At 57.0% G+C, this 14,487-nt stretch carries 13 protein-coding genes; 2 read left to right on the top strand and 11 right to left on the bottom strand.

All coding sequences use genetic code 11. The annotated features are described in order from the left end of the window. Positions 1–85: 85 nt before the first annotated feature. The 3 genes from F2S13_RS15485 to F2S13_RS15495 are packed head-to-tail and all read right to left on the bottom strand — an operon-like array spanning position 86 to position 1,869. Positions 86–763 carry a GNAT family N-acetyltransferase gene (locus tag F2S13_RS15485; RefSeq protein WP_166362270.1) on the bottom strand — a complete coding sequence of 226 codons (678 nt, stop codon included), beginning with the start codon at positions 761–763 and terminating at the stop codon, positions 86–88. A gap of 17 nt (positions 764–780) precedes the next feature. After that, positions 781–1,227, bottom strand: coding sequence for a GNAT family N-acetyltransferase (locus F2S13_RS15490; RefSeq protein ID WP_166362272.1), 447 nt, complete (start codon positions 1,225–1,227; stop codon positions 781–783). 12 nt (positions 1,228–1,239) lie between these two features. After that, on the bottom strand, positions 1,240–1,869 hold the full coding sequence (locus F2S13_RS15495) for an FMN-binding negative transcriptional regulator (RefSeq protein WP_166362274.1): 630 nt from the start codon (positions 1,867–1,869) through the stop codon (positions 1,240–1,242). A gap of 91 nt (positions 1,870–1,960) precedes the next feature. Here F2S13_RS15495 and pdxR point away from each other — a divergent pair, with 91 nt between their 5' ends. Beyond that, positions 1,961–3,511 carry a MocR-like pyridoxine biosynthesis transcription factor PdxR gene (gene pdxR / locus F2S13_RS15500; protein ID WP_166362276.1) on the top strand — a complete coding sequence of 517 codons (1,551 nt, stop codon included), beginning with the start codon at positions 1,961–1,963 and terminating at the stop codon, positions 3,509–3,511. A gap of 117 nt (positions 3,512–3,628) precedes the next feature. Here the strand turns inward: pdxR and F2S13_RS15505 are convergent, their stop codons facing one another. The 5 genes from F2S13_RS15505 to aspA form a co-directional block, all read right to left on the bottom strand. Continuing rightward, entirely contained in the window at positions 3,629–4,729 is a 1,101-nt protein-coding gene (locus F2S13_RS15505; RefSeq protein WP_166362278.1) for a polyamine ABC transporter substrate-binding protein, read from the bottom strand. Further along, positions 4,726–5,772 (bottom strand): histone deacetylase family protein, encoded by a 1,047-nt coding sequence (locus F2S13_RS15510; protein WP_166362280.1) that lies wholly within the window; start codon positions 5,770–5,772, stop codon positions 4,726–4,728. Before F2S13_RS15510 ends, F2S13_RS15505 begins: the two co-directional genes overlap by 4 nt. A gap of 143 nt (positions 5,773–5,915) precedes the next feature. Further along, positions 5,916–6,908 (bottom strand): AraC family transcriptional regulator, encoded by a 993-nt coding sequence (locus F2S13_RS15515; RefSeq protein WP_166362282.1) that lies wholly within the window; start codon positions 6,906–6,908, stop codon positions 5,916–5,918. Positions 6,909–6,995: 87 nt separating this feature from the next. Continuing rightward, positions 6,996–7,997 carry an asparaginase gene (locus tag F2S13_RS15520; protein ID WP_166362284.1) on the bottom strand — a complete coding sequence of 334 codons (1,002 nt, stop codon included), beginning with the start codon at positions 7,995–7,997 and terminating at the stop codon, positions 6,996–6,998. 158 nt (positions 7,998–8,155) lie between these two features. Beyond that, positions 8,156–9,580, bottom strand: a complete 1,425-nt coding sequence (gene aspA, locus F2S13_RS15525; RefSeq protein WP_166362286.1) for an aspartate ammonia-lyase — start codon at positions 9,578–9,580, stop codon at positions 8,156–8,158. A gap of 179 nt (positions 9,581–9,759) precedes the next feature. Between aspA and F2S13_RS15530 the strand changes: the two genes are divergently transcribed. Beyond that, a complete protein-coding gene (locus tag F2S13_RS15530; RefSeq protein ID WP_166362288.1) occupies positions 9,760–10,671 on the top strand; it encodes a LysR substrate-binding domain-containing protein in 912 nt (303 codons plus the stop codon). A 257-nt stretch (positions 10,672–10,928) separates the two neighbouring features. Here the strand turns inward: F2S13_RS15530 and F2S13_RS15535 are convergent, their stop codons facing one another. The 3 genes from F2S13_RS15535 to F2S13_RS15545 all read right to left on the bottom strand — a co-directional run bounded on the left by F2S13_RS15535 (position 10,929) and on the right by F2S13_RS15545 (position 14,161). Further along, positions 10,929–12,158 (bottom strand): MFS transporter, encoded by a 1,230-nt coding sequence (locus F2S13_RS15535; RefSeq protein WP_166362290.1) that lies wholly within the window; start codon positions 12,156–12,158, stop codon positions 10,929–10,931. Positions 12,159–12,265: 107 nt separating this feature from the next. Continuing rightward, positions 12,266–13,174, bottom strand: a complete 909-nt coding sequence (gene murI, locus F2S13_RS15540) for a glutamate racemase (protein WP_166362292.1) — start codon at positions 13,172–13,174, stop codon at positions 12,266–12,268. A 12-nt stretch (positions 13,175–13,186) separates the two neighbouring features. Next, a complete protein-coding gene (locus F2S13_RS15545; protein WP_166362294.1) occupies positions 13,187–14,161 on the bottom strand; it encodes a TauD/TfdA family dioxygenase in 975 nt (324 codons plus the stop codon). Between the last annotated feature and the right edge of the window lie 326 nt (positions 14,162–14,487).

Genomic DNA, 14,487 nt, shown 5'->3' on the forward strand with positions numbered 1-14,487 from the left:
GGCCCCGGTTACAACGATTTACCTCTGGGGAGCATGTGCTCCCCTTTTTTTTTGTGGTGATTTTTAGGGTCAAAGAAGATCTTGGCTACTTGCTGGCCCGACACTGCTCCAACGTCAAAACCTGCCCCGAAGCCGCCTGATTCTCCGCCGACAACCACCGCTCGAACGCCGCCCCAACCAGCGGCCACTCCTCATCGGTAATGGAATACCAAGCCGTGTCCCGATTACAGCCTTTGACCACCATGTGGTTGCGAAACACCCCTTCAAAGCTGAAGCCAAAGCGCTCTGCCGCACGCTTGGAGCGGGCGTTGGCGTTGTTGCACTTCCATTCCAGGCGCCGGTTGCCCAGTTCGAAGGCCAGCTTACTCAACAGATAGACCGCTTCGGTGCCCTTGGGCGTGCGCTGCATGGCGGCGCCGAAAGCTATGTGGCCGATTTCGATGCGACCATGGGCCGGGACGATCGACATCAGGCTGAGCAGGCCTTGGCATTGGCCACTGGGCAGGTCGATCACGGCATAGAACAACGGATCGCTGCTGGCGCCATTACTGTCGAGCCAGTCATCGAAGCCTTCACGGTCCTTGAAGGGGCCATAGGGCAGGTAGTCCCAGAGTACCGGATCGGCATCCGGACCCTCCAGGACTTGCCACAGGTCTTCGCCATGGCGCCTTGGGTCGAGCTTCTCCAGGCGGACATAGCGCCCGACCAGGAGGGTAGGGTGCGGAAGTTTCGCCGGTTGCCACTGCAATGTGCGTGTCGACATGGTCTGTTCCTTGTCCCTTACAGGGCTTTGCGAAATTGGATAAAGCCCGGGCGTTCGGCAATGCGTTCATACAGACGGATGCCCGTGGCATTGGTCTCGTGGGTCAGCCAGTGGACTTTGATGCAGCCGTCGGCACGTGCCTGTGCATAAACGAACTCGATCAGTTTGCGACCGATACCCGTGCCACGCTGCGATTCACTGACGATCAGGTCCTGCAGGTAGCAGGAGTTTTCCACAGTCCAGCATGAACGATGATAGATCCAATGCACCATGCCCACCGCCTGACCGTCGATCCAGGCCAATGCGGCGTTGATCGGTTCGGCCGGATCGAGCATGCGCTGCCAGGTCACCGCTGTGACCTCATCGGCAATTTGCGTTTCGTAGAAGCGTTGATACGCCTGCCACAGGGGCAGCCAGGCGGCGTGATCCTGCGCTGTAACCTTGCGGATTTCGATTGCTGACATCGGTTGGCTCCTTTATGCCTGGCCCATGAGGCGGGCGAGTTGTTGATCCTGAGAATCCGGGCTGCTGGCCAGGCCTTCGCGCACCCCGGCAATGTCGGCGGCGTTGCGGTTCTGACTGAGCTTGCGTTTGCCTTCCAGGCGACCGATCGGCAGGGCAAAGCCGACGATGGCCTTGAGCATGCCGTCGATGTAATCGGGCGGGGCGTCGGCTACTGTCCAGGGCTGAGCCCGACCGCTTTCATGTCGATCGGTCAGAGCGCTGACCAGCTCGAGCAATCGCTCGGGATCGGTGAAGACTTCGGCCTGGCCGTAAGCGTGCACTGCGACGTAGTTCCAGGTCGGCACCACTTTTCCATCCTCAGCCTTGCTCGGATAAAAGCCAGGGCTGACGTAGGCATCGGCTCCGGCAAAAATAACCATCGCCTCGGCACCATTGGTCAGGTCTTTCCATTGCGGGTTGCCTTTGGCGAAGTGGCCGTAAAGGGTGCCATTGGCGCCCTGTTCGGGTTTGAGTAACAAGGGCAGATGGCTGGCTTGTAGCCCTTGCTCGCCATTAGTGACCAGGACGGCCAGTCGGGTTTGCTGGATCTGCTGCTGGAGGCTGGTCAAGTCGACGTCTTTGAATGCTGATGGCAGGTACATGGCGCGTTTTCCTGGATGACTGGATGTATCCTAGGCAGACAATTGGACCGTTGTAAGATCCATTCTCTGTAATTTTAGTAGGACCAATCCTATGTCTGATCGGCTTCCGTCTCTGCAATTTGACCCGGCCGGCATCCAATTGGATCGTCGCCAGGGCTTGAGCCGCCAGCTCTATCAAGCGCTACGATCGCGCATGCTCGATGGGCGAATTGGCGGAGGGACTCGTTTGCCGGCCAGTCGGGATCTGGCTGCAATGCTGACCATTTCACGCAACAGCGTGGTGCGTGCCTACGATCAGTTGTACGCGGAAGGCTTCATCGAAGCGCGGGTTGGTGATGGAACCTATGTGGCGCAGTTGGTGGATAAAACTCGAACATCGGAAAAACTATCCACAAAAGTATCCACAGGGTTACCAACAGGCTTACCCACAGCCTTATCCACAAAAACGCCAAAAGATACTGGTGTTACATCCAGTAAAGTTATCCACAGTGAGGCGATGGAACGGCTTCAAAGCCATTTTTTACCCCCTCCAAAAAGTGGTCCTCCAAGGGCTTTCCGGGTGGGTGTGCCAGCTTTTGATTTGTTCCCCTTCGATGTCTGGGCCAAGCTGCAGGCGGCTTTCTGGCGAAAGCCTGACTTGCAGCAGCTGGGGTATGGTGATCCGGCGGGCGACCTTCGGCTCAGGGAGCTGATTGCAGTTTATCTACGTGGCTCTCGGGGCCTTTCCTGCACCGCTGAACAAATTGTGATCACCAGTGGCGCGCAACAGGCAATTAGCCTTTGTGCACAGTTGCTGATCGAGCCCGGGGATCGCGTGGCTGTGGAAAACCCTGGTTATCGCGCGGCTGGGCACGCCTTCTCCATAGCCGGAGCACGGGTGCAGGGTGTAGCAATCGACAACGAGGGTCTCGATTGCGCGGCGCTGGCCGAGATCGAGCAATGCCGCCTTGCTTATGTCACGCCCTCCCACCAATACCCCACCGGCGTGACGATGAGCCTGGCCAGACGGCTGGAACTGCTGTCCTGGGCTGAACGCACGCAGGGCTGGATCGTCGAGGACGACTACGATGGCGAGTATCGGTACAGCGGTGCGCCATTGGCACCTTTGGCTGCCTTGGACAGGCAGGGGCGGGTGCTGTATGTGGGAACCTTCGGCAAAATCGCGTTTCCGGCCATGCGACTTGGCTATCTGGTACTGCCCCGGCAACTCGTGCAGGCTTTCTCGCAACGCCGGGCGTTGGATGTGCGTCATTCGGAAATTGGTACTCAGGCGGTAATGGCTGAGTTCATGGCCGCCGGGCATTTTCAGCGGCATATCCGCAGGATGCGGCGGGCTGCCTTGAGCCGGCGCAATGCCTTGATGGCGGGGTGGCCTGTGGATATTCCGGGTTGTGGTGCATTACCCATGGTGACGGCAGGGCTGCACTTGATGGTGCCTGTGGATAGTTATGCGCGGGAGTGTGAGTTGATTGAGTTGGCCGAAAAAGCAGGCGTGGAACTGAATGCGTTGAGTGATTATTGGCTTCCGGAGTCGTCTGAGCCTGTGGATAAGCGCGCGGGTCTGGTTTTGGGTTTTGCGGCGGTGGCAGAGGGGGAGATTGCTGCGGCCACGGCGCGTTTGCGTAAGGCTTGGGTGGGGTAAGCGACCGCTGCGCGGTCGATCGCTGACAAGCCAGCTCCCACAGTCGATCTGTGTGAATTCACGATTTTGTGAACACCATCAATCCCTGTGGGAGCGGGCTTGCCCGCGATGAGGCCGTCAGGTTCCCGACTTGATCTTGGTCCAGGCCCGGGTCCGTGCCCGCTCGGCATCACGAGGCAATGGCTGCAAGGTGTAGAGCTTGGCCATGGCCTCCTCGGTCGGGTACAGATTCGGGTTGTTGCGGATCGCCGGGTCGACCAGGTCGGTCGCGTCCTTGTTGGGGTTCGGGTAGCCGACAAAGTCGCTGATCGGTGCGATCACTTTTGGCTGCAACAGATAGTTGATGAACGCGTGGGCGTCTTCCTGATCGGCCGCACCCTTTGGAATGGCCAGCATGTCGAACCAGATCGGCGCACCTTCCTTGGGCAGGCGCATGTCCACCACGACGCCGTTCTTCGCCTCCTTGGCGCGGTTGGCCGCCTGGGAGAAGCTGCCGGAATAACCGACGGCAACACAGATATCGCCGTTGGCAATGTCAGCCATGTACTTGGAAGAGTGGAAGTAGGTGACGTGCGGACGAATTTTCATCATCAGCGCTTCGGCTTTCTTGTAGTCGCCAGCATCTTTGCTGTTGGGCGGCAAGCCCAGGTAGCTCAGGGCCAGGGGCAGTATCTCGGACGGTGAGTCGAGCAGGGCAACGCCACACTGCTGGAGTTTGCTGATGTTCTCTTCCTTGAAGATCAGGTCCCAGCTATCGACCGGTGCGTTGTCACCCAGCACCGCTTTGACTTTGGCGGGGTTGAAGCCGATCAGCACCGTGCCGTACATGTAGGGCACGCCATATTTGTTGCCCGGGTCGTTGGCCTCGATCAGCTTCATCAGCTTCGGATCAAGATGCGACCAGTTTGGAATCTTGCTGCGGTCGATTGGCTGGAATACCCCGGCTTCGATCTGTTTGGCCAGGAAGACGTTGGAAGGCACGACCACGTCATAACCGGAGTTGCCGGTCAGCAGCTTGGCTTCGAGGGCTTCGTTGGTGTCGAAGATGTCGTAGATCAGTTTGACATTGGTGTCTTTCTGGAAGTCCACGAGGGTTTGCGGGGTGATGTAGTCGAACCAGTTATACACGCGCAAGGTACGTTGTTCTTCAGCCTGGACCGCGCCGCTGAGCAGGGCTGTACACAACACAGGGGCGAGGAGACGTTTGAGTCTGTTCATGCATGAGCTTCCTGTTGAGCGCTTTCGAAACCTTCAAGTACGTTCACCGCATTGATGCCGATCTCTTCGACCGCATAGCCGCCTTCCATCACGAACAAGGTCGGTTTGCCAAGCCTGGCGATACGTTGGCCCATGCGCAGGTAGTCAGGGCTGTCGAGCTTGAACTGGGAAATCGGATCGTCCTTGAAGGTGTCGACTCCCAGGGAGATCACTAGCACGTCCGGCGCATAGGCTTCGATGCGCTCGCACGCCTGGTCCAGTGCGGCGCTCCAGGTGTCCCAATCGCTGCCGGCGGCCAGTGGGTAGTTGATATTGAACCCTTCTCCGGCGCCTTCGCCCAGCTCATCGGCATAGCCGAGGAAGAACGGGAACTCCGCTTCCGGATGGCCATGGATCGAGGCGAAAAAAACATCGCTGCGGTCGTAGAAAATCGACTGGGTGCCATTGCCGTGGTGATAGTCCACGTCAAGGATCGCGACCTTGGCATGGCCCTGGTCGAGAAATGCCTGGGCTGCAATCGCTGCGTTGTTCAAGTAGCAGTAGCCACCCATGAGGTCGCCGGCGGCGTGGTGCCCCGGTGGACGGCAGAGAGCGAAAGCACTGTGTGCACCGGCCTGGATTACAGCCTGAGCCGTCAACGCAACTTGTGCCGCGCTGTAGGCAGCTTGCCAGGTGCCGGCGGTGATCGGTGCGCCGCCATCGAAACTGTAATAGCCGAGTTCGCCCAGCAGGCTTTTCGGTTTCAGTGTGCGCAGGGTGCGGGCTGGCCAGGTGAAGGGTAATAGATCGCCATCGCGATTGAGCTCGCTCCAGCGTGCCCAGGCACCCTGGAAGAAGTCCAGGTAGTCGGCGCTGTGGATACGTTGCAGTGGTGCCCGGCCAAAATCCCTGGGTGCTTGCACTGGGCCGAGATTGCGGTCCTTGACACGCTGCAGGACATGATCGGCGCGCGAGGGCATTTCGAAACAGGGCATCAGTTGCCCGTCCATCAATTCGCACCGGCCGTGGTGCAGGTGGTGATCGTCCGAGTAAATCGTCAGCATTTTTCTTATTCTCCAAGGGCTCAAGCACGGCTCATTGTTGATGCGTGAGGGCCCGTGAGAGAACGGCAGGAACGGCCAAAAGGGGATCATTATGGCCAAGCTGATTGTCCGCATTTCGCCCTTTTTGTGGCGTGATGTTTTGGTCAGGCGCGGTAATGGCTGGGCGCCACTCCGCTCCAGCGCAAAAAGGCATGGCGGAAGCTGGCGGTTTCGCTAAAGCCCAGGGTTTCGGCAATCCGATAGATCGGCAGCTTATTCTCCGCCAGCAATTGCTTGGCTCGCTCGAAGCGTAGCTCGTCGAGCAATTCCTGGTAGCTGGTACCCATTTCATGCAAATGACGACGCAACGTCCGCGCCGAACAATTCATTTGTCGCGCCAGGCCGTCAAGGCCGGGGGCTGCGTCCAGTTGAGTGGTCAACAGTTCGCGGATACGCCCCAGCCATGTCTGGCGGCCGTTGAACTCGGTGTTCTGCCGTCGACAACGTTCGGCCATCGCTCGATGCGTCACCTCGTCTGCCAGCGGCAGGGGATGTTCCAGCCAGGTTTTGGCGAAGGCGAACCCGTGGTCCGCCGCGTCGAATTGCACGGGGCAGTCGAATGTTTCGGCGTAGTGAGCGTGATAGTCCGGTGCGGGGTGGGCGAAGCGCGCAGCAACCAATGGCAGGGGATGGCCGAGCATGTCGTCGCAGATGATTTTCATCGAGGTCAGGCAGAGTTCGCCATTGAACACCGCCAGGTTTGGTCGGTCACGGTAATCGCTGGCGCTCAGCCAGACCCGTTCGCCATCCTCGATCAGCTGCAAATGGAAAAGTGTTCCCAGCAGCGCCGGGTACTGCAGGGCCAGGCGCAAAGCGTCACCTAAGGTGGCACTCGAGAGCAATGCGTAACCGAGCATGCCGTAGGAGGAAACATGCAGGCGTCGCCCCAGCTCCAGGCCGATCTCCTGGCGCAGGGCTACGGCGTTGGCGCAGACCTGCATTTCCTGGCTGGTGGTGATGCGCGGATCGGCCCGTTCCAGGTCGGCTTCGTTGATGCCGCTGCCGGCCAGTAGTGCTTCGCTGGAGAGACCTTCGGCCTTGAAGGTATTGAGGACCAGGGAGACGGCGTTGAGGGTGGTCAGGTGTGAGTGGAGCATGCGCGGTATCCAGCTTGGGGGCTGGTGAGAGACAGCAATTTGTGTGCCGGGGCTTTGCCAGCGATGAGGCCCAAAGGGCCTCCAAAATCAGCGTAACTCCCCACAAAGATCCAACGCCACAAGACGCCGAATCTCTTCTTGCGCCAATCCCGCCCCAATCAAGGCATGCAACTTCCCGAACGCCGCTTCGCGGGTCATTCCACCTCCCGAAAGCACGCCAACCTCACGCAGACGGCTACTTGCTTCGTAGGTATCCAGAAAGACCCCGCCTTCATGGCATTGAGTGATTGCCACCACCGGTATCCCGCGTGCCTGTGCCTTTTTCAATGCGGCGAGAAACTCCGGATTGTCGCAAGGCCCGGTGCCGCTGCCGAAGCATTCGAGCACCAGCGCCTGAATCCCACTGTCGATCACCGCTTCCAGCGGTTGCGCGCCGAACCCCGGAAACAGGGGCAGTACGGCAACGTTGGCCAGCTGCTTGGGTTGGCGGTAGTCCAGCGCTGCTGGAAGATCGGTTGCGATTTCAGCTCCGCCATTGCGATTGAGCATCGCAAACGGACTACGGCCGTAACTGCGGATCTTGGCGCAACGGGTGGGCGTCAGTATTGCGCCGTGGAAGAACAGATGAACGCCACTGGCCAGGCCCCGCGCCAGCGCCTGCAATGAGCCGATGATGTTTTCCCAGGCATCGCTGTCCGGTACGCCGGCCGGCAACATGGACCCTGTGAAGACCACTGGCGCCTCAAGTCCCAGCAGCTGAAAGCTCATCGCTGCTGCGCTGTAGGCCAAAGTATCGGTGCCATGCAGCACCAACACGGCGTCACAACCCTCATCGACGGCTGCGATCACAGCTTCGCGCAGTTGTTGCCAATAGACCGGGGTCATGTTGGCGCTGTCGATCAGTGGCAGCAGTTCGCGAAAGCGCCATTGGGGCAAGGTCAGCTGAGGCTGTCCGGCGAGTTGCTCGCGCATCCGTTCTCCAAGTCCGGAGGCCGGTGCCAGGCCGCTGGCGCTTGCTTGCATGCCGATGGTGCCGCCGGTATAGAGCACCATGATGTGTTTGGCAGCTTGCGATTTGACCGGGTTCATTGCCCATTCTCCTTTGATCGACGGCGGTACGGAACACGTCAACAGTACGCCAAGCCGTGGCTCATGGACAAAGCAAAAAAAAGGGCCCGAAGCCTTCGCTTCGAGCCCTCAAAAGGTGAGAGGTGTCTAGTCCCTCGACCTGGTGAGCGTGTTGCGGCTTAGGCCTTCAGAGGCACCAAGCGTGGAGCAATCATGTTTTCCGGGCGCAGGATGTCGGCGAGCATGACGTCGTCGAGCAGGCCTTCCTCGCGCACCAGTTCCAGTACGCCGCGGCCGCTTTCCAGCGCAACGCGGGCGATACGGGTGGCGTTCTCGTAGCCGATGTACGGGTTCAGTGCAGTGACCAGGCCGATGGAATGTTCGACCAGTTCGCGGCAGCGTTGTTCGTTGGCAGTGATGCCGACGATGCAGTGTTCGCGCAGCATGTCCATGGCGCGTTGCAGCAGGCCGATCGAGTCGAAGATCTTGTAGGCGATCAACGGCTCCATCACGTTCAGCTGCAGCTGGCCACCTTCGGCAGCGATGGTCAGGGCCAGATCGTTACCGATGATTTCAAAGGCAACCTGGTTGACCGCTTCCGGGATAACCGGGTTGACCTTGCCTGGCATGATCGAGCTGCCTGGCTGACGCGCTGGCAGGTTGATTTCGTTGATGCCGGTACGCGGGCCGCTGGAGAGCAGGCGCAAGTCGTTGCAGATCTTCGACAGCTTGACCGCGGTACGCTTGAGCATGCCCGAGAACAGTACGAACGCACCCATGTCGGAGGTGGCTTCGATCAGGTCGGCAGCCGGGACCAGCGGCTGGCCGCTGATGGTCGCCAGGCGCGATACGGCCAGGGCCTGGTAGCCAGGGTCGGCGTTGATGCCGGTACCGATGGCAGTACCGCCCAGGTTCACTTCGGTCAGCACTTCCGGAGCCAGAGTGCGCAGGCGCTGAAGGTCTTCGGTCAGCGTGGTGGCGAACGCACGGAATTCCTGGCCGAGGGTCATCGGCACGGCGTCTTGCAGCTGGGTACGGCCCATCTTCAAGACGTGGCTGAACTCTTCACCCTTGGCGGCGAAGGCCTGGATCAGGCTGTCGAGGCTGGCGAGCAGGGCGTCATGACCGAGCAGCAGACCCAGGCGAATCGCCGTCGGGTAGGCGTCGTTGGTCGACTGAGCCATGTTCACGTCGTTGTTCGGGTGCAGGTACTGGTATTCGCCCTTGCTGTGGCCCATGGCCTCCAGCGCGATGTTGGCGATGACTTCGTTGGCATTCATATTGGTCGAAGTGCCAGCGCCGCCTTGAATCATGTCGACCACGAATTGCTCATGGAAGTCGCCGCGGATCAGGCGAGCACAGGCTTCGCTGATGGCAGCATGCTTGTCGGCGCTGAGGTGGCCGAGTTCGCGGTTGGCGTCGGCAGCGGCTTGCTTGACCATGGCCAGGGCCACGACCAGCTTGGGGTAGTGCGAGATCGGAACGCCCGAGAGACGGAAGTTATTCACCGCTCGCAGGGTCTGGATGCCGTAGTACGCTTCAGCGGGAACTTCGAGAGCGCCAAGCAGGTCTTTTTCGATGCGCAATGATGCAGCGGAGGACATGATAGAGATATTCTCAATAAGGAGCCGGTCAGGGCCGGAACACTGCCAATGCTAGGCCTGTGGAGAAATTGGGGCCAATGCTGTTACACACTGCCCTATGCAGAAACGGCATAATGTTGGTGTGACGCCCATTTTGATTCGAACGTGTGAAGCCGTTTGAAAGGTCTGTGGAGGACCTCATGAACCTTGAAAGCAAGTGGCTGGAAGACTTCAGCGCGCTGGCTGCAACTCGCAGTTTTTCCCAGGCGGCCGAGCGCCGCTTCGTTACCCAGCCTGCATTCAGTCGACGTATCCGCAGCCTCGAAGCCGCGTTGGGCCTGACGCTGGTCAACCGCTCGCGCACGCCCATCGAGCTCACGGCGGCCGGGCAGTTGTTCCTGGTGACGGCACGCACGGTGGTCGAGCAGTTGGGTGAAGTCTTGCGTCACCTGCACCACCTTGAAGGCGGGCAGGGCGAGGTCATGCAGGTGGCGGCAGCCCACTCGCTGGCGCTCGGTTTTTTTCCTCGCTGGATCGCGCAATTGCGTAACGAGGGGCTGAACATCGCTACCCGGCTGGTTGCCACCAACGTCGGCGATGCCGTGCACGCCTTGCGTGAAGGGGGCTGCGACCTGATGCTGGCGTTCTATGACCCCGATGCCGCCTTGCAGATGGATTCGGAGATCTTTCCTTCGCTGCACCTGGGGCACACGGAGATGTTGCCGGTCTGCGCCGCCGATGCCGATGGCAAACCGATGTACGATCTGGAGGCCGAAGGCAGCGTACCGCTGCTGGCTTACAGTGCCGGGGCCTTTCTCGGGCGCTCGGTGAACCTGTTGCTGCGCCAGCGCAACCTGCGCTATACCACGGTCTATGAAACCGCCATGGCCGACAGCCTCAAGAGCATGGCGCTCGAAGGACTGGGGATCGCCTGGGTGCCACAACTCAGCGCCCGTGCCGAACTGGAGCGCGGCGAACTGGTAGTGTGCGGTGGCCCGCAATGGCATGTACCGCTGGAGATCCGCCTGTATCGCTGCGCGCTGGTGCGCAAGGCCAACGTGCGGTTGCTGTGGCGCAAGCTGGAAGGCGGCGCGGCGCAGGCAAGCGCATAATAAACATTTTGAAAAAGCGCACTGTGTTCCTTCCAAGGCACAGTGTTGTTTTTCGCATGTGGGTGTTTTATGGTCGGGCCCATTAAATGGGATGGTTGTGCGAATAAAGTACAGCGTCATAGGGGAGGGGCTGAAGTAGTCGCGTGTTTCTGGTCGAACTCCGCTCCCGCCGACTTTTCAGAGTGGCCAATCGACCCAGAACACCGAAATCAGTATTAGCGATCCTGCAGCCCTATCCATTACCTGTAAAGCTGTTATCAAGTAGTAACCACCCCTATGTTTGCCCGCTTATGGGTATTATAAAGAACCCATACAGAAAGAAGTGCTAATCCATACCAACCATACGAGTAAGTGCCAAGAACATCCTTAGCCAAACCAATGGTTGGCGGCACCAATACCACGCCAATCTGGTTAGCCGTCATTGCCATTCCGAGAGCAAACCCCTTTCTGTCTGCTGGTGCAGAATCGGCTACGTAGGCAACCCAAGGCCCATACCATCCATACGCAAAAAAACCGGTAAATGCCATAAATAACGCTAAAACTAACGGATTTGAAGTATGCAACATTGGGAGTAAAACTAACGCGACTCCAGCTCCCAGCAAACATGTGAGCACGGGGAAGAACCGACCGTGCCGACACTTGTCACTCCAAGCCGCCAAGACAATTCTACCGATCACACCAAAGCCCAATACAATGAAAAACATCGTCGTTGCCAGGGAAGCACTTAATCCCAACGAGGTATGTAAGTAGAGGACTAAAAACACTGACACGCCATATTGCGACGCCGTTAGGCTTGCGCCCGACATCATTATATTTATCATTGAGGGCTCCGTCACCATTGAAAGCCTTGCGACGACAGCTGCTTTCAAGTTAACCGCCTTTTTGGCCTGAACCGTTTTGAGCGGCGGCGATTTATACAGAAGCATAAACAAAAGCCCTCCGGTGATCGCGACTAAACCACTGCAGAGAAACGCGAACTGGAAAGAAAAACGCTGCGCAATATAAGGCAAAAGCAAGGTGGCTATTGCACCGCCAAGAGGCAAACCAGCTTGGCGAATCCCCATTGCGAATCCCAACTGCTTGTTTGCAAACCAGCTCGAAACGGATTTGCTACCACCTGGCTGAGCAGTGCTATACCCCAACCCCAGTATCACAAATAACATCAGCAACATACTGTAGTCACTGGCAACCGAAGCGGCACACAAACTGGCACCCACAATTAATGTGCCGATGCCTACGACAAATCTTTCGCTGTAACGATCAAGCAATTCACCCGCCACAAGCAATCCCGCTAAAGGAACGAGCTGTGCTGCAGAAACCAACAAGCCGATTTGCCAATCACTCAATAACATCCCCTGCTTGATGTTCAAGGCTATTGATCCAAAGCCTTGTACAAAAAAACAGGCACACGCCTGCGCCAACGTTGCCACCAAAAGAACAACCCATTTATATTGAGCACCGCCAGCTTTCGCTTCCCTACTTGTCATTATAAGGTACTCAATTCCAGACCATAAAAGCTCGCGTTGAAAAATATCATGCAGCCCTCATGCAGCTGAATGCCAATACACACAGCCACCTTGCTAGCAACGCTTATTTATTCCATCATCACCATCGCTCTATGCTGTTTATAACTTAATTTTGTTTGATTGAATCCGTTGTCGAGAAAAACCTGACTATATTCACGTACCCCCTCAACACTTGTAAATGCAGCCAATCTAGCGGGCCTTTCTGTATGACTAGTCTGATGCTCGATACGAGCCTGCAGCTCCAAGGCTACATGATACGCAGGATCAACCCAATTGAGTGCTGCGGGAAAAACCTGTCGCAACTCCTCTACAAGATGAGGGAAGTGAGTGCAGCCTAGCAATACTGTATCGACGGACTTTCGCTCCTCATCGGAAAGGTGCTTGCTTACCAACTCTGCGAGTTTATAAACCTCAACCTGCCCTCCAGCCAGTTTCATTTCAGCAAGCCCAACCATTATCTGCGAGGCAATTGGCCAAACAGCAGCGTGCTGGCGCTCCGCGGCAATTGCGTCCTTGATCGCCGAATTCTCGAGCGTACTGGATGTTGCCAGGATCACAATCTTTTTACTGAGTGAGAGATGAGCCGCCTCCACCACTGGAGGGGAAATACGAATGCAATCTCCTTTTTCAGCAGCGCTGCCTGCGTTGCTAATCGCGACCGATGCTGTGTTACAAGCCACCACTATTGCTTGGGGATTTACTAACAACCGTAGTTCATCAAACAATAGTTTTACACGCCGCGCAATAGCAGAGCCTGGTTTGCTCCCATAGGGAAACCAAAGGTTGTCAGCGACATAGAGTAAGTCTGTATTCGGCATCAACTTCAGGATGTGTTTTGCCACCGTCAACCCGCCAACACCAGATTCAAAGATAACCACCGGACGACGTGAACCGAACGACACACCACTGTCTAGCGACGATCCATCACCTAGACAAAATTGAGGTAGGGCCAAACTCGAGCATGCAGAGCCATCCATGGGCAACCTACCTTATGCGTTGATTGCACGAGTGGCTACCGAGTCCCGCATAGTCCGCGATTTACGCAAATTGCTCGCGAACACTACACGGGCAAGCCAGCGTGCGCCCTCTCCGTAATTTGCCTCGAACGAGTCACGCGCGTGGACACAGCGGTAGTTGTCCACGAAAATGCAGTCCGTCGGTTTGAGCATCATCGCCACCCGATTTTGCTCGAAATGATGTAGCAGCTTTTCCAGCGCTCGGCGTTCTACACCTTGGTACTCATCAAGATTCATACGAGCGGCATTGATCTTCACGTACGGCATGTCTTCATGCCCAAACAGGATAGCTTGGGACGTCTCCTCCACAACATTTGATGTACTGTGGATCGGGTTATGAGAGATTTTGAATCGCAGCTCGAACAGAGCTCGCTTTTCCTCTGGAGTAAGTTCGATCCCATCGATACAAGAGACAGTGGTTGCTGCACATTCATCATTTCGCATGCAGACCAGGCCGAGATATTCCGCGCGTGCAGGATGGAATGCATCTTCTACATGAAAACCAAAATCCAGATTAGAGCCACCGCTGGAATTGGGGATTTTACTATAATCTTTCAATGGAACAATATTATTATATATGCTCCCTTCACGCTGGGAGGTAAAACCAATGCCCTCTCCAAGCAATGACCCGTAAAGCCCATGGAGAATTTTTGCGTCATTCAAACGGTACTCCGGATCGATTTCAATGTGCTTGGATGGGCTCGGACCAGCGCCATTGAGCAAAACTGGGTTTTCAGATACCAACAGGACCGCAGACTCTTCCCTGCGTTTAAACTGGTAGAACTCCTCACGAATACGGCGAGGCAGCTCCTGCGCATACAGTGCAGCTTTCTCCATGAACAGGTACTGATTGCCCATGCCCGGCTCTTTCATGATTTCGTCAAGCAGGCTGCGGATTTGCTGTTTCTCTTGGGCAGAAGGTACAAGCTTCTTAACTACTGTTGTCATCTTCATCATCCGTGATGTTTCAACATAATACGGTCAGCGTTATCGACCACATCGCCATCCAAGCACAAGCATTAGGGAAGGTCTGAAGTAACCACCGAATTTTTGATACTCCAGTCATTTGGAATTCAAAAAATCAGTGGCCTGCCGAAAATCAGGCTTTGGCGCATTCTTAATGCGCTTGCCATGTTTCTTGTACATGTTGCGTCGGGCCGCGATATGCCGGAGCGACCATCATGCTCAGTGCGTTTTTCGACACCGGTGAATGGAAGGTAAGATGTTCCTCGGAGCGGGTACAAGTACTAGTTCAGGCTGGTTGGATATTTCAG

The organism is Pseudomonas akapageensis, assembly GCF_011355085.1.
GTDB lineage: Bacteria > Pseudomonadota > Gammaproteobacteria > Pseudomonadales > Pseudomonadaceae > Aquipseudomonas > Aquipseudomonas akapageensis.